We start from the raw sequence: 21083 nt of genomic DNA, 5'->3' as shown, positions 1-21083 counted from the left end.
ATGTCCGACGAAGAGAAGCTCCGCACCTACCTCAAGCGCGCCACGGCCGACCTGGGAGTGCTCGGCAAGCGCCTCGCCGACATGGAGGAGGCCGCGCGCGAGCCGATCGCGATCATCGGCATGGGCTGCCGCTACCCGGGCGGCGTGGAGTCTCCGGACGGCCTGTGGCGGCTCGTCTCGGACGGTGCCGACGCGATCACCGAATTCCCGCCGGACCGTGGCTGGGACGTCGTCTACGACCCCGACCCGGACCGGCCGGGCACGACCTACAGCCGGTCGGGCGGCTTCCTCGCCGACGGCGCCGGCTTCGACGCCGGGTTCTTCGGCATCTCGCCGCGCGAGGCACTGGCGATGGACCCGCAGCAGCGGGTGCTGCTGGAGACCGCCTGGGAGACCTTCGAGCACGCCGGCATCGACCCGACCACGCTCGGCGGCAGCCGCACGGCCGTGTTCACCGGCCTGTGGTCCTCCGGCTACGGCAACCAGCCGCCGCCGGACCTCGAAGGATTCATCGCCACCGGAACAGCCACCAGCGCCACGTCCGGGCGGGTGTCGTACCTGCTGGGGCTGGAGGGCGCGGCGGTGTCGGTGGACACGGCGTGCTCGTCGTCGCTGGTGGCGATCCACCTGGCGGCGCAGGCGCTGCGGGCCGGGGAGTGCTCGCTGGCCCTGGCGGGCGGTGTGACGGTGATGGCCACACCGGCGGGGTTCGTCGAGTTCTCGCGGCAGCGGGGACTTGCGGCCGACGGTCGTATCAAGGCGTTCGCCGAAGCGGCTGACGGTACGGCCTGGGGCGAGGGCGCCGGCTTGCTGCTGCTGGAACGCCTGTCCGACGCCCGCCGCAACGGCCACCGGGTGCTGGCGGTGGTGCGGGGCTCGGCGGTGAACCAGGACGGCGCGTCGAACGGCCTCGCGGCGCCGAACGGTCCGTCCCAGGAACGCGTCGTCCGGCAGGCGCTGGCGAACGCCGGACTGTCGACGGCGGACGTGGACGCGGTGGAGGCCCACGGCACCGGCACCACCCTTGGCGACCCCATCGAGGCCCAGGCGCTCCTGGCGACCTACGGCCAGGGGCGGGACGAGCCGTTGTGGCTGGGGTCGGTGAAGTCGAACATCGGGCACACGCAGGCGGCGGCCGGTGTGGCGGGTGTGATCAAGATGGTCATGGCGATGCGGCACGGGCAACTGCCGTGCACCCTCCACGTGGACGCGCCGACCTCCCACGTCGACTGGTCGGCGGGCCGTGTCTCACTGCTGACCGAGGCCCGGCCGTGGCCGGAGACGGGGCGTCCCCGCCGTGCCGCCGTGTCGGCGTTCGGCATCAGCGGCACCAACGCGCATGTGGTGATCGAGGCGGCCGCCGAAGAGCCGGTCCGCGTTTCCCCGGGACCCGCGGGCGGGGTGGTGCCGTGGGTGTTGTCGGGGAAGTCGGATGCGGCGTTGCGGGAGCAGGCGCGCCGGCTGGGGGCGTTCCTGGCCGGGCATCCGGAAGCCGGCGCGGTCGCGGTGGGCCGGGCGTTGGCGGGGCGGTCGCGTTTCGAGCACCGCGCGGTGCTGAGCGGTGCGGAGGCGCTGGAGGCACTCGCGGAGGGCCGGTCGGCGCCGGGTCTGGTCACCGGGACCGTCCGCCCGTTGGGCCGGTCGGTGTTCGTGTTTCCGGGGCAGGGTGCGCAGTGGGCCGGTATGGGCGGGGAGTTGTACGGCTCGGAGCCGGTGTTCCGGGAGGCGATCGACGCGTGTGACGCGGCGCTGGCGCCGTACACCGACTGGTCGTTGGTGGAGGTGCTGACCGGCGGCGCCCCGCTGGAGCGCGTGGATGTGGTGCAGCCGGCCCTGTTCGCGGTGATGGTGGCGCTGGCGGAGCTGTGGCGCGCTCATGGTGTGGAACCTGACGCGGTCGTCGGGCATTCGCAGGGCGAGATCGCGGCGGCCTGTGTGACGGGCGCGTTGTCCCTGGAAGACGCCGCCAGGGTGGTGGCGTTGCGGAGCAGAGCGCTGGCGGTGCTGGCCGACCAGGGCGGGATGGTGTCGGTCGGTCTCAGGCACGAGCAGGCCGCCGAGTTCGCGGCCCGCTGGACCGGCCGGCTGACCGTGGCGGTGGTCAACTCAGCGGACAGCGTGGTGGTTTCCGGTGATCTGGACGCGCTGGACGAACTGCTGACGGCCTGCGAGGCCGGCGGCATCCGCGCCCGCCGCCTGCCAGTGAACTACGCCGCCCACTCCGCCCAAGTGGAGGCAATCCGCGAGCAGTTGCTCACCGACCTGGCCGGCATCACACCGCGTCCGGCGGCGATCCCGTTCTACTCCACGGTGACCGGCGAGGAGATCGACACCTCCGCCGTCGACGCCGCCTACTGGTACCGCAATCTCCGCGAACCCGTGCTGTTCGACCAGACCACCCGGCTGCTGCTCGACCACGGCCATGCCGTCTTCGTCGAGGTCAGTCCGCACCCGGTCCTGGTCTCCGCCGTCGAGGAGACCGGTCACCACCACGGCTCCGACCTCCTCGTCACCGGCACGCTCCGGCGCGACCAGGACGACTTCCTCACCCCGCTCGGCCGCCTGCACGTGCACGGTGTCCCGGTCGACTGGCGGTTCCCGGACGACACCGAGCCCGTCAGCCTGCCGACGTACGCCTTCCAGCGCCGGCCGTACTGGCTGCGGCCCGTCCCGGCGGCGTCGGGCGACCACCCCCTGCTCGGCACGTTCGTGGAACTGCCCGACGGCGCGGTGCTCAGCGGACGGATCTCGCTCGCCACCCACCCGTGGCTGGCCGACCACGCCGTGCGGGGCTCCGTCCTCCTGCCCGGCACCGCGTTCGCGGAAATGGCGGCCTACGCGGCTGGCCGGCTCGGCCACGCGGTCGAGGAGCTGGTGCTCGAAACGCCGCTCGTCCTCGACGACACCCCGGTGCACCTCCAGGTCGTCGTGGGCCCCGAGGACGACGGCCGCCGCCCGCTCACGGTGTACTCGCGTGCCGGCGAGGAGTGGGTGCGGCACGCCACCGGCACCCTGGGCGAGGAGCCGGTGCTGAGCGCCTGGGACTGGCCGTCGGCCGGTGAGCCCCTCGACATCGACGGGCTCTACGACTCGCTGGCCGTGCTCGGCTACGAGTACGGGCCGGCGTTCCAGGGTGTCACGGCGGCCCGGCGGGTCGGCGACACCGTCTACGCCGAGGTGGAGCTTCCCGCCGAGGAATCGTTTCCCCTCCACCCCGCGCTGCTCGACGCCGCACTGCACCCCATGGCGTTCCTCACCGACCGCACCGGCCTGCCGTTCGCGTTCACCGGAGTGGCGATACGACCCGCGGGCCGCCGGACGCTGCGCGTACGCCTGTCCGCCACCGGGCCGGACACGTACACCGTGGCCGTGGCCGATCCCGACGGCACCCCGGTCGCGGTCGTCACGTCGCTGACCGTCCGGGACGCCACCGCCGTCCCGGACAGCCTGTACACACTCGACTGGATCCCCCTCGCACCGGCGCCGACCGGCGGCGGCCCCGCCGACCTGGCCGTCTACGAGGTGCCCGGACCGGAGCCCGAGGCGGACACCGTCGAGGCGGCGTACGAGAGCGCACGGAGCGTACTCGCCGTGATCCAGGACCACTTGGCGGGCGAGCGGACGCGGCTGGCGGTCGTCACCCGCGACGCCGTCGCCGCCACGCCCGGTGACGTGGTCGGCCTCCACCACTCGATGGTCTGGGGCCTGGTCCGCGGCGCGCGGGCCGAGCACCCCGGCCGGTTCATCCTGGTCGACGCCGACCCGACCTGGGATCCCGCACTGATCGCCGGCACGGACGAGCCGGAACTGGCGGTACGCCAAGGGACGCTGCGCGTCCCCCGCCTGGTCCGCGTCGGCGCCAGCCTCACCCCGCCGGACGGACCCTGGCGACTGGAGGACACGGGCACCGGCAGCATCGACGACCTGGCGCTGGTACCCCGCCCGGAGCTCATGGAGCCGCTGGGGCGTGGGCAGGTCCGGATCGCCACGCGGGCGGCCGGGCTCAACTTCCGGGACGTGCTGATCGCCCTCGGCGTATACCCCGGCGCGGCCCTGATGGGCGGCGAAGGCGCGGGCGTCGTCCTCGAAACCGGCCCGGACACCCGGTTCCGGCCCGGCGACCGCGTCATGGGCCTGGTCCCCGGCGCCTTCGGCCCGGTCGCCGTCGCCGACCAGCGGCTGCTGGTCCGGATGCCCGACGACTGGTCGTTCGCCAGGGCCGCGTCCGTACCCGTGGTGTTCCTGACCGCGTGGTACGGCCTGCGCGACCTGGGCGGCCTGAAGGCCGGCGACCGGGTCCTGATCCACGCCGGCACCGGCGGCGTCGGCATGGCGGCGATCCAGCTGGCCCGGCGGCTCGGGGCGGAGGTCTTCGCCACCGCCGGTCCGGCCAAATGGCACATCCTGCGCGCCCTGGGGCTGGACGAGGACCACATCGCCTCGTCACGCACCCTGGAGTTCGAGCGGAAGTTCCCGCCCATGGACGTGGTCCTGGACTCGCTGTCCGGCGAGTTCGTCGACGCCTCCCTGCGGCTGCTCGCACCCGGCGGCCGGTTCGTGGAGATGGGCAAGACCGACATCCGCGACGCCGCCGACCATCCCGACATCGTCTACCGGGCGTTCGACATCGCCGACGCGGGGCCGGAACGGCTCGGCGAGATCCTGGACGCCGTCGTACGGGCCTTCGCCGACGGCGAGTTCACACCGCTGCCCATCGACGTGCGTGGGGTCCGGGACGCGGTCGACGTGTTCCGGTTCATGAGCCGGGCCGCTCACATCGGGAAGGTCGTCCTGACTGTTCCCGCGGATCTCGACGCGGCCGGTACGGTGCTGATCACGGGTGGTACGGGGGTGCTGGGGGGCCGTGTGGCCCGGCATCTGGTGGCCGAGCGGGGTGTGCGGCACGTGCTGCTGGTCAGCCGGAGCGGTGGCGGGGCGGCGTTGCGCGGGGAACTGTCCGGGCTGGGCGCGGAGGTGACCGTGGCCGCCTGTGACGTGGCCGACCGGGACGCGCTGGCGGCCGTACTGGACTCGGTCCCGGCCGAGCATCCGCTGACCGCGGTCGTCCACGCCGCCGGTGTGCTCGACGACGCCCTGGTCGAGAACCTGACCCCTGAACGCCTCGCCGCGGTCTGGGAGCCCAAGGCGCGGGCGGCGTGGAACCTGCACGAACTCACCCTCGGACGGGACCTGACGGCGTTCGTCCTCTTCTCCTCGGCGGCCGGGACGCTCGGCAGCCCCGGACAGGCCAACTACGCCGCGGCCAACACCTTCCTCGACGCCCTCGCCGTGCACCGGCGCGCCCTCGGACTGCCGGCGACCTCGCTGGCCTGGGGCTACTGGGCCGAGCCGAGCGGCATGACCGGGCACCTGACCGGCGCCGACCAGGACCGGCTGACGCGAGCCGGGGTCGTGCCGCTGGCCACCGACCACGCCCTGTCGCTGTTCGACGCGGCCCTGGCAACGGACCGGGCCGCGCCGGCGCCGGTACGCCTCGACCTGTCCGTGCTGGCGGGCGCCCCGGAGGTCCCGGCGGCCCTCAAGGACCTCGTCTCCCGCAAGGCGGCCCGGCGCCCGGCGCGGCACGGCGCGATCGCCGACCGACTGCGGTCACTGCCGGAGGCCGAACGGCTGCGAGCCGCACTCGACCTGGTCACCGCCCACACCGCCGCCGTGCTCGGTCACCGCGAACCGGGGGCCGTACGGGACCGGCAGCCGTTCAAGGACCTCGGCTTCGATTCCCTGACCTCCGTCGAACTGCGCAACCGGCTCAACACCGCGACCGGCCTGCGCCTGCCCGCCACCGTCGCCTTCGACCACCCCACCCCGCGGCAACTCGCCGAACACCTGCTGAGCTCGATCCTCGGCGGGGGTGGGGTGCCGGTGGTGTCGTCGGTGTCGGTGGGTGGGGTGGGTGGTGGGGATGATCCGGTGGTGATCGTGGGTATGGGGTGCCGGTTGCCGGGTGGGGTGGGGTCGCCGGAGGAGTTGTGGGGTGTGGTGTCGGGTGGGGTGGATGGGATCGGGGGGTTTCCGTCGGATCGTGGGTGGGATGTCGAGGGGTTGTTCCATCCGGATGCGGGTCATGCGGGGACGTCGTATACGCGGTGGGGTGGGTTTTTGGAGGATGCGGCGGGGTTCGATGCCGATTTCTTCGGGATTTCGCCGCGTGAGGCGTTGGCGATGGATCCGCAGCAGCGGGTGTTGCTGGAGACGGCGTGGGAGACGTTGGAGGACGCGGGGATCGATCCGACGTCGTTGCGGGGCAGTCAGACGGGTGTGTTCACCGGCATCTGGTCCTCCGGCTACGGCGACCAGGCACCCGCCGACGCCGAGGGCTATCTCGGTACGGGCGCCGCGACCAGCGTGACCTCCGGACGGATCGCCTACCTGCTGGGACTGGAGGGCGCGGCGGTCTCGCTGGACACCGCCTGCTCGTCCTCGCTGGTGGCGATCCACCTGGCCGCGCAGGCACTGCGCTCGGGGGAGTGCTCGCTGGCCCTGGCCGGCGGGGTGACCGTGATGGCGACCCCGCTGGGGTTCACGGAGTTCTCCCGCCAGCGCGGCCTGGCTCCCGACGGCAGGGTGAAGGCGTTCGCCGAGGCGGCTGACGGTACGGCGTGGGGTGAGGGTTCGGGTCTGGTGCTGCTGGAGCGGTTGTCGGACGCCCGGCGCAACGGTCACCGGGTGCTGGCGGTCGTCCGGGGCTCGGCGGTGAACCAGGACGGCACCTCGAACGGCCTCGGGGCGCCGAATGGTCCGTCGCAGGAGCGGGTGATCCGTCAGGCGCTGGCGAACGCCGGGCTGGAGCCGTCGGAGGTGGACGCGGTTGAGGCGCACGGCACCGGGACGACGCTCGGCGATCCCATCGAGGCGCAGGCTCTCCTGGCGACCTATGGCCGGGACCGGGTGGAGCCGTTGTGGCTGGGGTCGGTGAAGTCGAACATCGGGCACACGCAGGCGGCGGCGGGTGTGGCGGGTGTGATCAAGATGGTGATGGCGATGCGGCACGGGCAGCTGCCGCCGACGCTGCATGTGGATGCGCCGACCTCGCACGTCGACTGGGAGTCCGGGAACATCCGGCTGCTCACCGAGGGCCAGCCCTGGCCCGGCAACGGCCGGCCGCGTCGCGCGGGCATCTCGGCGTTCGGCATCAGCGGTACGAACGCGCATGTGGTGATCGAGGCGGCAGCCGAGGAACCGGCCGGGGTTTCGGTGGGGCCTGCGGGCGGAGCGGTGCCGTGGGTGTTGTCGGCCAGGTCGGACGCGGCGTTGCGGGAGCAGGCGCGCCGGCTGGTCGCCTTCACCGCCGTGCATCCCGAGGTGAGTCCGGAGGCGGTCGGGGGCGCGCTGGCCGCCCGCGCCGTGTTCGAGCACCGCGCGGTGCTGAGCGGTGTGGAGGCGTTGGAGGCGCTGGCGGGGGGCCGGTCGGCGCCGGGTCTGGTCACCGGGGTCGCCCGTCCGTTGGGCCGGTCGGTGTTCGTGTTTCCGGGGCAGGGTGCGCAGTGGGTGGGGATGGGTGGGGGGTTGTACGGCTCGGAGCCGGTGTTCCGGGAGGCGGTCGACGCGTGTGGTGCGGCGTTGGCGCCGTACACGGACTGGTCGTTGGTGGAGGTGCTGACCGGTGGTGGTTCGTTGGAGCGGGTGGACGTGGTGCAGCCCGTCCTGTTCGCGGTGATGGTGGCGCTGGCGGAGTTGTGGCGTGCTCATGGTGTGGAGCCGGATGCGGTGGTGGGGCATTCGCAGGGGGAGATCGCGGCGGCGTACGTGGCGGGGGCGTTGTCGTTGGAGGACGCAGCGAAGGTGGTCGCCCTGCGCAGCAAGGCTCTGGTCGCGTTGGCGGGCCAGGGCGGGATGGTGTCGGTCGGTCTCGGGCATGAGCGGGCGGTCGGTTTCGTGGCCCGTTGGGGCGGCCGGTTGACGGTGGCGGTGGTCAATGCCCCCGGTTCGGTCGTCGTGTCGGGTGATCTGGACGCGTTGGACGAACTGGTGGCGGCCTGTGAGGCCGACGGCATCCGCGCCCGCCGTCTGCCGGTGAACTACGCGGCCCACTCCGTCCAGGTCGAGGCGATCCGCGCGCAACTACTCACCGACCTTGCCGAGATCGAGCCGAGGACCACGGACGTCCCCTTCTACTCCACCGTCACCGCCGAACCCGTCGACACCTCCGCCCTCGACGCAGGTTACTGGTACCGCAACCTTCGCGAACCCGTGCTGTTCGAGCAGGCCACCCGGCTGCTGCTGGCCTCGGGCGACGCCCCCGTCTTCGTCGAGATCAGCCCGCACCCGGTGCTCACGCCCGCGCTGGAGGAGCACGAGGCGGGTGTGGTGACCGGGACACTGCGCCGCGACCACGGCACCCCGGCCGAGTTCCTGACCGCCGTGGCGAGGCTGTTCGTCGCCGGCGTGCCGGTGCGGTGGCCGTTCCCTCAAGGGGAGCCCGTGGCGCTGCCCACCTACCCCTTCCAGCGGACGCGGTTCTGGCTCGCGGGAGGCGCGGGAGACGTGTCCGCGGCCGGGCTCGACTCGGTGGACCACCCGCTGCTCGGCGCCGCTGTCGAGGTGGGCGAGCAGCGGGTCCTGACGGGCCGGCTCTCCCTGGCCACCCACCCCTGGCTCGCGGACCACTCCGTACTGGGGACGGTGCTGCTGCCCGCGACGGCGTTCGTGGAACTGGTGGTGCACGCGGCCGGGGCGGCGGTGGAGGAACTGGTCCTGGAGGCGCCGCTGGTGCTGCCCGCGGACGGCGCGGTGGATGTGCAGGTCGTCGTGGGCGAACCGGACGAGGCCGGCCGCCGCACGGTCGATGTCCGGTCCCGCACGGACGGCTGGGTGCGGCACGCCACCGCCACGGTGAGCGGGAAACCCGTGGTCGGGCAGGAGCTGACGCAATGGCCGCCGGCCGGCGCGGAACCGGTCACCGGGCTCTACGACACGCTCGCCGCTGCGGGCTACGAGTACGGGCCGGCCTTCCAGGCCGTGCAGTCGGTGTGGCGCCGCGGCGGCGAGGTGTTCGCCGAGGTCACCGTGGCGGACGCGGCCCGGTTCTCCGTCCATCCGGCCCTGCTGGACGCCGCCCTGCAACCGCTGGCGCTGCTGGCCGGCACGGAAGGCGGCGTGCGGCTGCCGTTCTCGCTGGGCGGGATCGCGGTCCACCGCACCGGCGTGACCTCCGCGCGCGTGCGGCTGACGACGGTGCGCCCCGGCACCTACGCCGTCCAGCTGGCGGACCGGTCCGGCGAGCCCGTGGCGACCATCGAGGCGCTGACCACCCGTCCGATGGCCGAACGCGGCCCGCTGTACGCCCTCGACTGGATTCCGCTGACCCCGGGCGAAGGCGCGCTCGGCGACGCCTTCGTCTCGCCCGGCTCGGTCACCGAGGCGCTGGTGGCCGTCCAGGAGTTCCTGGCCGGCCCCGGCGAACGGCTGGTGGTGCGCACGAGGGCAGCGGTCGCCGTCGTTCCCGGTGACGGGGTGAGCGATCCGGAAGCCTCGGCCGTATGGGGCCTGGTCCGGTCCGCGCAGTCCGAGCACCCCGGCCGGTTCGTGCTCGTGGACGCCGACGAGCTGCCCGACGGTCTGTCGGTCGGCGACGAGGACCAGGTGGCGGTGCGCAAGGGGGGCGTCTACGTGCCCCGGCTCGTGCGCCGCGCACCGGAGGCGTTCGACGGACGGCTGACGCAGGCGGGCTCGGGCAGCCTGGACGACCTCGCCTTCCTGCCGTACGAGCAGTCACCGCTCGGGCCCCGGGAGGTGCGCGTCGCCGTGCGGGCGGCCGGCCTGAACTTCCGGGACGTGCTGATCGCCCTCGGCGTCTACCCGGACCCGGTGCTGCTCGGCAGCGAGGGCGCGGGCGTCGTCACCGGGGTCGGCGCCGACGTCAGCGGGCTGCGGCCGGGCGACCGGGTCGCCGGACTGCTGCCCGGCGCGTTCGGCCGGGTGGCCGTCGCCGACCACAGGGTGCTGGTGCGCATCCCCGACGAGTGGACGTTCACCCAGGCCGCCACCGTGCCGATCGCGTTCATGACCGCGTGGTACGGCCTGCGCGATCTGGGCGGGCTGAAGGCCGGTGACCGGGTGCTGATCCACGCCGGGGCCGGCGGCGTCGGCATGGCGGCGGTCCAGCTCGCACGGCTCTGGGGCGCGGACGTCCACGCGACCGCCGGCCCCAGCAAGTGGGATGCCCTGCGCACCCTCGGGCTGGACGAGGACCACATCGCCTCGTCCCGGACGCTGGAGTTCGCCGACCGGTTCGGACCCTTCGACGTGGTGCTGAACTCGCTGTCCGGCGAGTTCCTGGACGCCTCCCTGCGACTGCTCGCGCCCGGCGGGCGATTCGTGGAGATGGGCAAGGCCGACATCCGGCCCGGCGTGATGGCCTTCGACCTGGCCGACGCGGGACCGGAGCGACTGGGGCAGATCCTGGCCGAGGCCGTCCGGCTGCTCGGCGCGGGCGAGCTGCGCCTGCCGCCGCTCACCACCTGGGACGTCCGCCGCGCGCGGGACGCCTTCCGGTTCATGAGCCGGGCCGCTCACATCGGGAAGGTCGTCCTGACTGTTCCCGCGGATCTCGACGCGGCCGGTACGGTGCTGATCACGGGTGGTACGGGGGTGCTGGGGGGCCGTGTGGCCCGGCATCTGGTGGCCGAGCGGGGTGTGCGGCACGTGCTGCTGGTCAGCCGGAGCGGTGGCGGGGCGGCGTTGCGCGGGGAACTGTCCGGGCTGGGCGCGGAGGTGACCGTGGCCGCCTGCGACGTGGCCGACCGGGACGCGCTGGCGGCCGTACTGGACTCGGTCCCGGCCGAGCATCCGCTGACCGCGGTCGTCCACGCCGCCGGTGTGCTCGACGACGCCCTGGTCGAGAACCTGACCCCTGAACGCCTCGCCGCGGTCTGGGAGCCCAAGGCGCGGGCGGCGTGGAACCTGCACGAACTCACCCTCGGACGGGACCTGACGGCGTTCGTCCTCTTCTCCTCGGCGGCCGGGACGCTGGGCGCGGCGGGGCAGGCGAACTACGCGGCGGCGAACGCCTACCTCGACGGCCTGGCCGCCTACCGGCGTGCCCAGGGCCTGCCCGGGGTGTCGCTGGCCTGGGGCCAGTGGGCCGAGGTCAGCGGACTGACCGGGCGGATGTCCGAGGCCGACGGCGAACGCCTCGCCCGCGCGGGGCTGCTGCCGATGCCGACCGATCACGCACTCGGGCTGTTCGACGGGGGCCTGGACACCGCGGAACCAGCGGTGGTCGCGGCCCGGCTCAAGGTGTCCGCACTGGGCGACCGGCCGGTGCTGCGCGCACTGACACGCGCCCGCAAACCGGTGCGGACCACGGGACTGGTGGGCGAGCTGGGCTCGCTCCCCGAGGCCCGGCAACGCGAGATCCTGCTCGACCTGGTCCGCACCCACGCCTCGGCAGTGCTGGGCCGCAGCGACGAGATGGGTGGCGACCTGGCCTTCAAGGACCTGGGCTTCGATTCGCTGACCGGCGTGGAGTTGCGCAACCGGTTGTCCACGGCGGTCGGGACCAGGCTGCCGGCGACGATGATCTTCGACCATCCGACTCCGGTCCGGCTGGCCGAGTACCTGCGTGAGGTGGTTCTCGGCAAGGAGCGCCGGACGATCGCCTCCGCGTCGGCTCCGCTCGCGGTGTCGGGTGATCCGGTGGTGGTGGTGGGGTTGGGGGCCCGGTATCCGGGTGGGGTGGGATCGGCGGAGGAGTTGTGGGGTGTGGTGTCGGGTGGGGTGGACGCGGTGGGGGAGTTCCCGTCGGATCGCGGGTGGGATGTGGGTCGTCTTTATGATCCGGCTGGTGGTCCGGGGACGTCGTACACGCGGTCGGGCGGTTTCCTGGCGGATGCGGGTGGCTTCGATGCCGCGTTCTTCGGTATTTCGCCGCGTGAGGCGTTGGCGATGGATCCGCAGCAGCGGGTGTTGCTGGAGACGGTGTGGGAGACGTTGGAGGACGCGGGGATCGATCCGACGTCGTTGCGGGGCAGTCAGACGGGCGTCTTCACCGGCATCTGGTCCTCGGGCTACGCGGGCGGAGTGGACCAGATCTCGCGCGACGCCGACGGCTATGTGGCCACCGGCACGGCGACGAGCGTGACCTCCGGGCGGGTGTCGTATCTGCTGGGTTTGGAGGGTCCGGCGGTGTCGGTGGACACGGCGTGCTCGTCGTCGCTGGTCGCGATCCACCTGGCGGCGCAGGCGCTGCGGGCGGGGGAGTGCTCGCTGGCCCTGGCCGGCGGTGTGACGGTCATGGCGACACCCGCCGCCTTCATCGACTTCTCCCGCCAGCGGGGGCTCGCGGCCGATGGGCGGGTGAAGGCGTTCGCCGAGGCGGCTGACGGTACGGCGTGGGGTGAGGGCGCGGGGCTGGTGCTGCTGGAGCGGTTGTCGGACGCCCGGCGCAACGGTCACCGGGTACTAGCGGTCGTCCGGGGCTCGGCGGTCAATCAGGACGGGGCGTCCAATGGGCTGACGGCACCCAATGGCCCTTCCCAGGAACGCGTCATACGTCAGGCGTTGGCGAGTGCCGGGCTGGAGCCGTCGGAGGTGGACGCGGTGGAGGCGCACGGCACCGGCACCACTCTCGGTGACCCTATTGAGGCGCAGGCGTTGCTGGCGACGTACGGCCAGGGGCGGGTGGAGCCGTTGTGGCTGGGGTCGGTGAAGTCGAACATCGGGCACACGCAGGCGGCGGCGGGTGTGGCGGGTGTGGTCAAGATGGTGATGGCGATGCGGCACGGGCAGCTGCCGGCGACGCTGCATGTGGATGCGCCGACCTCGCACGTCGACTGGTCGGCGGGCCAAGTCTCGCTGCTGACCGAGGGCCGGCCGTGGCCGGAGACGGGGCGTCCCCGCCGTGCCGGTGTGTCGGCGTTCGGCATCAGCGGTACGAACGCGCACGTGATCCTGGAGGCACCGGCCCCGGCCCCGGTCCCTGCCGAGGAGACGTCCTCCACGCCCGCCCCCGCGGCCGCGGTGCCGCTGCCGTGGCTGCTGTCGGCCAAGTCCGAGCAGGCGCTCCGGGCCCAGGTCCGCAGACTCCAGGCGTACGCGGCCAAGGCCCCCGACGTGGACGGAATCGGCGCCGCGCTCGCCGCGCGGACCCGGTTCGCGCACCGGGCCATGGTGACCGGACCGGACGCGCTGGCGGCCCTTGCGCGCGGGGAGGCACATCCCGGGCTGGTGACCGGCCAGGCCCGGGACTCGGGCAGGTCGGCGTTCGTGTTCTCTGGTCAGGGTGGTCAGTGGGTGGGGATGGGGCGGGGTTTGTATCGGGTGTTTCCGGTGTTCGCCAGGGTGTTGGACGAGGTGTGTGGGTTGTTGGGGGTGCCGGTGGAGGTGTTGTTCGAGGACGGGGAGGGGGTGTTGGGGCAGACGTCGTTCACGCAGCGTGGGGTGTTCGCGTTGGAGGTGGCGTTGTTCCGGTTGGTGGAGTGGCTGGGGGTGCGGCCGGATTTCGTGGTGGGGCATTCGGTGGGTGAGGTGGCGGCGGCTCATGTGGCGGGGGTGTTGGGGTTGGAGGATGCGTGTGTGCTGGTGGGGGCGCGGGGTCGGTTGATGCAGGGGTTGTCTGGTGGTGGGGCGATGGTGTCGGTGCGGGCGTCGGTGGAGGAGGTGGTGGGGTCGTTGGTGGCGGGTGCCGAGGTGGCGGCGGTGAACGGGGTGGATGCGGTGGTGGTGTCGGGGGATGAGGCGGCGGTGGTGGCGGTGGGTGAGGTGTGGCGGGGTCGTGGGCGTGAGGTTGGGCGGTTGGCGGTCAGTCACGCGTTCCATTCGGCGCGGATGGATCCGGTGCTGGAGGAGCTGGGCCGGGTGGCGGGGGGTTTGTCGTTCGGTGAGCCGGTGATTCCGGTGGTGTCCACGGTGGCTGGCTGTCCGGTGGATATGGGGGAGGCTGGGTATTGGGTGCGGCAGGTGCGGGAGCCGGTGCGGTTCGCCGATGCGGTGGAGTGGCTGGTGGGCCGGGGGGTTACGGGGTTTGTGGAGGTGGGTCCGCATCCGTTGCTGGTGAGTAATGGGTTGATGCGGCGTGGTGGTGATTCTGCGGAGCGGTTGTTCGTGGGGTTGGGCCGGTTGTGGGCGGACGGGGCCACGCGGTGGATGCCACCCTCCACCACGCCGGCGGGGGTATCGGGCGCGCGGGTGCCCTCGTATCCCTTCCAGCACGAGCGCTACTGGCTCCAGCCCACCACCCCGTCGGAGGGCCTCGACACGCCCGACCACCCGCTGCTGCGGTCCCTGGTGAAGCTCCCCGACGGGCAGGGCGTGGTGCTGACCGGGAAGCTCTCGGCGTCCGTCCACCCATGGCTGGCCGAGCACACCGTGCTCGGTTCGACGCTGCTGCCCGCGATGGCGTTCGTGGACATGGCCGTCCACGCCGGCGAGCACACGGCCAGCCCCGTACTGTCCGAGCTGGTCCTCGAGGCGCCGCTCGTGCTGTCCGAGCGCGACGACGCGCACGTGCAGGTCACCGTGGGCGCGCCCGACGACACCGGACGCAGGCCCGTCACCGTCCACTCCCGCACCTCCGCCGAGCCCGACGAGTGGACCCGCCACGCGACCGGCGTGCTCGATCCGCCGGCGGACCGGGCGACACGGGCCGACCGGGCGGACGTACCCGGGGCGGACGGCAGCGAGGCCGCGCCGATCGACATCGGCTCCCTCTACGACCGGCTCGCCGAAGCCGGCTACGACTACGGGCCGACCTTCCAGGGCCTCACCGGCGTCCGGCGGCACGGCGAGGACCTGCACGCCGAGGTGAGCTTCCCGGCGGACCCCGCGCAGCTCACCGGCTACCGCGTCCACCCCGCGCTCCTGGACGCCGCCATACAGCCGCTGACCCTGCTCGCCGGCCTCACCGGCCTCGCGGCCGAGGACGGCGAGGCCGGCGGTAACCCGGCGCGGCTGCCCTTCTCGTTCTCCGGTGTGTCGGTCACCGGGTCGGCCGCGACGGTCCGCGTGGTGCTGCACCCGACCGGGCCGGACACCTGCGCGGTGCGGATCACCGACACCGCCGGGACGCCGGTCGTGAGCATCGACGAGATCGTCCTGCGGCCCGTCGAAGCGGCGGGTCCCGGTGCCGGGCGCCGGTCGAACGCGCTGTTCGCCGTCGACTGGGCCCCGTTGGCGGCACCGGACGGCCCGGACACCGACACGGTCCTCCACGAGGTCGCCGGCGAGGGCGAACCGGTCGCGGCCGCCCACGCGGTGACCCGGGAACTGCTCGGCAGGGTCCGGGAGTACCTCGCCGCCGACACGTCGGCCCGGCTCGTGGTCCTCACCGGCGACGACCTGGCCTCGGCCGCCGCCCGCGGCTTCCTGCGTAGCGCGCACAGCGAGAACCCCGGGCGGATCCTGACCGTCCGGCACGACGGCACGGCCGCTTCACGACGGGCGATCCCCGCCGCGGTGCGCGCCGCCGTGAGCGACGGCGAGCCGGAGATCCGGCTGCGCGACGGAGCCGCCCTCGTACCGAGACTGGTGAGGGCCGCCCCGGCCCGGCCGGCCGGGCCCCTGAACGGCGCGCCCCTGGACGGCACCGTGCTGATCACCGGCGGCACCGGCACCCTCGGTGTCCTGGTCGCCCGGCACATGGTCGCGCGGCACGGCGCCCCGCACGTGGTGCTCGCCGGCCGCCGCGGCGTCGAGCCGCCCGGGCTCCGCGAGGAACTGGGTGCCGCCCTCACCGTGGTCGCCTGCGACGCCGGTGACCGCGGTGCACTGAGGGATCTCGTCGCCTCGATCCCCGACCTGCGGGTCGTCGTGCACGCCGCCGGGGTCGTCGACGACGCCGTGGTGGAAAGGATGACACCGGAGCAGATCGACACGGCGCTGCGCCCGAAAGCCGATGCCGCGTGGCACCTGCACGAGGCCACCGAACACCTGGACCTGCGGGCGTTCGTGCTGTTCTCCTCCGCGTCCGGGGTGTTCGGCGCTCCCGGGCAGGCCAACTACGCGGCCGCGAACGCGTTCCTCGACGCACTCGCCGAGCACCGGCACGCGCGCGGTCTGCCGGTCACCTCCCTGGCCTGGGGCCAGTGGGCCGAGTCCAGCGGCATCACCGGCAACCTGACCGAAGCCGACCACCGCCGGCTGGCGAGGACCGGGATGCTGCCGCTGGTCACCGAGCAGGCCCTCGACCTGTTCGACACCGCCCTGGCCGGCGAACGCCCGGCACTGGTGCCGGTCCGTCTCGACCTCGCGGCGATCGACGCCCCGCCCGCGCTGCTGCGCGGACTGGCCCGGCCGCGGCGCGCGCCGGCCCCGGCGACCGGCCCCGGCGACCTGCGGGCCAGGCTCGACGCCCTGCCCGAGCCCGAACAGCGCGCCCTGCTGCTCGACCTGGTCGTCACGCACAGCGCGAGCATCCTCGGGATGGCACCCGGCGGGATCGACGACCCGCGACAACTGTTCCGCGACCACGGCGTCGACTCGCTGACCGCCATCGAACTGCGCAACCGGCTCAACGCGGCCACCCAACTCCAGCTCCCGGCGACCCTCGTCTTCGACTTCCCGACACCCGAACAGCTCGTCAACCACCTCTACGGGCAGCTGTGCTCCCCGGAGAACCGGGTCGCCGGGCCGATGGAGCGCCTGCTGCGCAAGGCCCTCGACGTCGGTCGCGCGCAGGACGGCCTCGACCTGCTGGCCACGGCGTCCCGGCTGAGCCCGGCCACCGACGCGCCCAAGGCCGAGGCGGTCGCCCTCGCGGCCGGCTTCCTCCAGCCGTCGCTGGTCTGCCTGCCGTCCGCGCTGGCGTCCGGCGGCATCGAGGAGTACGGGCGGTTCGCCGCGGCGCTGGAGGCCGCCCGCGACGTCACGGCCGTCACCCTGCCGGGCTTCGCCGGCGACCCGCTGCCCGCCGACGCCGACGTCCTGGTCCAGGCACTCGCCGAGGCCGCGTCGGCCGTCGCCGCACCGGTGCTGGTCGGCCGTTCGGTGGGGGCGTGGCTGGCGCTGGCGACCGCCGGGGAACTGGAACGGCGGGGGGCCCGGCCCAGCGCCGTGGTGCTGATCGACGGCTACCCCGACGACCTGCCGGGTGTGCTCACCGGCATGCTCGACGCCGGCCACCAGGTCCAGCCGGTCGACGACGACCGGCTGGTCGCCATGGGCCGTTACCTCGATCTGGCCGGCACCCCCGAGCCCGTCAACGCACCGGTGCTGCTGGTGGGCACCGGGAAGCGGTCGTGGCCCCGGCTGTCCACCACCGCGCAGGAAGTGCTCACCCTCTCCGGCGACCACTTCACCGTACTGGAGGAGCACTCCGCGGCCACGGCGCTGGCCATCAGCACGTGGCTCCTCGACTTCAGCGGATACGGAGCCGGTTTGTCCGCGCTCAGGGGAAAGGACGATGCATGATCTGGGACAACGTCTACATCGGCGGAACGGGGCGCTATCTGCCGCCCCGCACGCCCGCGACGCGGGCCGTGCCGGACACCGAGACCATGCGGCGGCTGCTCGCGCTGTCGGACTTCGTGTCGTTCACCCGCTCCGACGACGTCACCGAGCACGCGATGGCCGTGCACGCGGCGATCGGAGCCCTGCGCGAGTCCGGCCTCAGCGGCGCCGACATCTCCATGGCCGCCTACGCCCAGATGGACCACCAGGACCACATGGCGTCCTCCTGCCACCTCCAGCGCGTCCTCGGCCTCGGCCACGCCCTCGTCTACGAGGTCGAGGCGACCAGCAACGGCGGCTCGGCCGCGCTGCAGTCCGCCGCCGCGCACCTGGTGGCCGACCCGGCCGCGACCGCGACCCTGGTCACGGCCACCGCCCGGTTCCTGCCGCCGCGGTGGGAACGCTGGCAGCCCACCATCGGCATCTTCCTGGCCGACGGCGCGGTCGCGGCCGTGCTCGACCGCGAGGGCGGCCGGGCCCGGCTGGTCGCCACCGCCAACAGCTCCGCGACCCAGATGGAGGTCCTCGCCACCCCGACGATCCCGGACCCAGAGGGCCACCGCAACCGTACGCCGATCGAGGTCACGGGCCTGGCCCCGTATCTGACGCTGATGAGCGGCGCACTGGTCACCGCGGTCGAGCAGGCCGCCAAGGAGGCCGGCGTCGCCGTCGCCGACATCACCAGGTTCGTCGTCACCGGTCTGGGCCTGGCCCAACTGGAGGTCGTCGTGCTGGAGCCGCTCGGCATCGACCTGGGCCGCACCACCTGGCCGATGCTGCGCGAGCTCGGGCACGTCGGGCCGTGCGACCAACTGCTCGGCATCGACCACCTGCTGCACGACGAGACCCTCAAGCCCGGCGACACCATCATGTCGATCGGCCTCGGCATGGGCTCGCGGTTCACCGCGTCCCTGCTGGAGGTCACCGAGCCGCCCAAGCCCCGTACGACCACCACCTTCACCGAACCGGTGCGCGCGCAGGCCCCGCCCGCCGACGCGTATGTCATCGACCCCTCGGGCGGCGACATCTTCGGCGAGGCCGCTGCCCTGCGCGAACGCGGCCCGGCCACGCCCGTCGAACTGCCCGGTGGCGTGTCGGCCTGGGCCGTCACCGGGCACGACCTGGCGAAGAAGCTGCTGCTCGACCCGAGGGTCTCCAAGGACGCGAACAAGCACTGGCCCATGTGGCACGACGGCGACATCCCGCCGGACTGGCCGCTGATCATGTGGGTCGCGATGCAGAACATGTTCACCGCCTACGGCTCCGACCACACCAGGCTGCGCAGCCTGGTGGCCAAGGCGTTCACCCCGCGCCGTATCGAAGCGACGCGGCCGCGCGTCGAAGAGATCACGGCCGGCCTGATCGCCGACCTGGCCGCGGTGCCGCCGGGGCAGGCGGTCGACCTGCGCGCACGGTTCGCGTTCCCGCTGCCGATCCAGGTCATCACCGGCTTGTTCGGGGTGACCGCGCAGACGGGTGCGGACCTGCGGCGGCTGGTGGACGCGGTGTTCAGCCTCGACGCGGACCCGGCGGGCGTGCAGGCCGCCTCCGGCGAGCTGTACATGCTGCTCAAGGACCTCGTGGCCGCCAAACGACGCGACCCCGGCGACGACATGACCAGCGACCTGATCGCCGCGCGGGAAGCCGACGGCACACGACTGTCCGAGCGGGAACTGCTGGACACCCTGCTGCTGACCATCTCCGCCGGCTTCGAGACGACGGTCAACCTGCTCGACCACGCCGTCCACGCGCTGGCCACGCACCCGGCCCAGCTCGCCCTGGTCCGGTCCGGGACCAGCACGTGGGAGGACGTGGTGGACGAGACCCTGCGCTGGCAGGCGCCGGTGCCGAACCTGCCGCTGCGGTACGCCGTGGAGGACATCTCCGTGGACGGCGTGCGGATCCGCAAGGGCGAGGCGATCCTGCTGTCCTACGGCGCGGCCGGGCGCGATCCGGGGCAGCACGGGGCCGACGCGGAGGACTTCTCCGTCACCCGGCCGTCGCGGGCCGACCACCTCACCTTCGGGCACGGCGTGCACTACTGCCTCGGCAGCCCCCTGGCCAAGCTGGAGGCGACGACGGCGCTGTCCGCGCTGTTCTCCCGGTTCCCCCGGCTGAAGCTGGCCGTCCCGTCGTCCCAACTCGAGCCGCTGGGTTCCTTCTTCACCAACGGGCACAAGACTCTGCCGGTCATCCTGGAGGAGGGCTGATGGCCCATTTCGCCTTCGTGAGCGCGCCCGCGTCCGGGCATGTGAACCCGACCCTGCCGCTGGTCGAAGAGATGGTCCGGCGCGGTCACCGGGTCAGCTACGCCACGGGACCGGCCACCATGGACGGCCCCGTCGCCGCCGGGGCGGCGCCGGTGACCCTGCCCTCGCGACTGCCACCCGACATGGCGGCGCGGAGCGAGTTCACGGCGGAACAACTCGCCGTGACGATGGAGTACTACCTCGACGACGCGCGTGCCTCCTTCCCCGTCCTGGCCGAGCACTTCTCGGCCGACCCGCCGGACGCCGTGTGCTACGACTCGGTGACCTTCACCGGGAGGATGCTGGCGAACCTGCTCGGGGTGCGGGAGATCTCCCTGGTGCCGACCTTCGCGGAGAACGAGTCCTTCTCGGCGGCGCAGGTGTACCTACCGGCCGACTTCGACCACACCAACCCCCGGCTGGTGGCCGCGACCCAGGACATGGGGAAGTTCGCGCAGGGCCACACCTTCCTCGAGGACCCGAACCTGATGTTCGGCCACGTGGCCCCGACGACCCTGGTGTTCATCCCCCGGGAGTTCCAGATGGCGGGGGAGACCTTCGACGGGCGCTTCCACTTCGTCGGGCCGTCGCTGAGCAGCCGGCGGACCGCCGAGGAGTGGAGCCCCCGGTCGCGCGCTCCGGTACTGCTGATATCGCTGGGAACCGTCTTCAACGACCGGCCCCGGTTCTACCGGACCTGCATCGAGGCGTTCGGGGACAGCGACTGGCAGGTCGTCATGGCGGTGGGCGGACTGGACCGGGAGACCTTGGGCGCGGTCCCGGCGAACGTCGAGGTGCACGCGCACGTGCCGCAGGTGGCGGTGCTGCGACACACCGAGGTGTTCCTGAGCCATGCCGGGATGAACTCGGTGATGGAGTCTCTCTACCACGGGGTGCCCTTCGTGGCGGTGCCGCAGATCCCGGAACAGCGGGCGGTGGCCCGGCGGGCGGAGGAACTCCGGGTCGGCAGGACGCTCGCCGAGCCGACCGTGCGGGGCCTGCGCGAAGCCGTCCAGGACGTCCGGGCCTGCCGCCCCCGGGCGGCGGCTCTGAGCCGGATCGTGCGCGGGGCGGGCGGCGCGTCGAAGGGGGCGGACGTCCTGGAGAAGCTGCTGACGCGGTAGCGGCCGGACTCCACCGGGCAGCCCGCATCCGCACCCCGCCCGGTGGAGCCCGTCCCCGCGCACGGCCTCGTACGGTGTGCTCGGGTCGGGCCGTCAATCGCGGGAGGGCCGCTTTCAGGTACTGATGCCGGCCCCGGGCATGCTCTCGCCACGGCTGGTGGGTAGCGCCCCCCGGGCGGACCTTCACCTCACCAACGATGTGCCGGACGGCGTGACCCGACGGGCGCGGTCCTTTGTCGGCACGCACGGCGTCAGGGTGGGCGTCCGCACCGTCGAGGACCTCAGGCAGTGATGGCTCGAGCGG

At 73.3% G+C, this 21083-nt stretch carries 3 protein-coding genes; all 3 read left to right on the top strand.

Annotation, left to right across the window (positions count from 1 at the left end):
* The 3 genes from ACSURM_RS00370 to ACSURM_RS00360 are packed head-to-tail and all read left to right on the top strand — an operon-like array spanning nucleotide 1 to nucleotide 20779.
* Complete coding sequence (locus ACSURM_RS00370; RefSeq protein ID WP_436952282.1) at nucleotides 1-17367, top strand: SDR family NAD(P)-dependent oxidoreductase; 17367 nt, start codon at nucleotides 1-3, stop codon at nucleotides 17365-17367.
* Nucleotides 17364-19616: a cytochrome P450 gene (locus ACSURM_RS00365; RefSeq protein WP_436952280.1), complete on the top strand. Its 2253-nt coding sequence runs from the start codon at nucleotides 17364-17366 to the stop codon at nucleotides 19614-19616. Before ACSURM_RS00370 ends, ACSURM_RS00365 begins: the two co-directional genes overlap by 4 nt.
* On the top strand, nucleotides 19616-20779 hold the full coding sequence (locus tag ACSURM_RS00360; RefSeq protein ID WP_436952278.1) for a macrolide family glycosyltransferase: 1164 nt from the start codon (nucleotides 19616-19618) through the stop codon (nucleotides 20777-20779). The genes ACSURM_RS00365 and ACSURM_RS00360 overlap by 1 nt, the downstream gene beginning before the upstream one ends.
* Nucleotides 20780-21083: the final 304 nt, after the last annotated feature.

It is taken from the genome of Streptomyces sp. SudanB182_2057 (genome assembly GCF_964272715.1).
In the GTDB taxonomy this organism is placed as follows: Bacteria; Actinomycetota; Actinomycetes; order Streptomycetales; family Streptomycetaceae; genus Streptomyces; species Streptomyces rubradiris.
Note: the sequence above shows the minus strand (reverse complement) of the source record. Positions and strands in the feature narration are given on the sequence as shown.

Coding starts and splice junctions, on each gene's coding strand:
- ACSURM_RS00365 (WP_436952280.1), top strand. CDS start 17,364: ATGATCTGGGACAACGTCTACATCGGCGGAACGGGGCGCTATCTGCCG.
- ACSURM_RS00370 (WP_436952282.1), top strand. CDS start 1: ATGTCCGACGAAGAGAAGCTCCGCACCTACCTCAAGCGCGCCACGGCC.
- ACSURM_RS00360 (WP_436952278.1), top strand. CDS start 19,616: ATGGCCCATTTCGCCTTCGTGAGCGCGCCCGCGTCCGGGCATGTGAAC.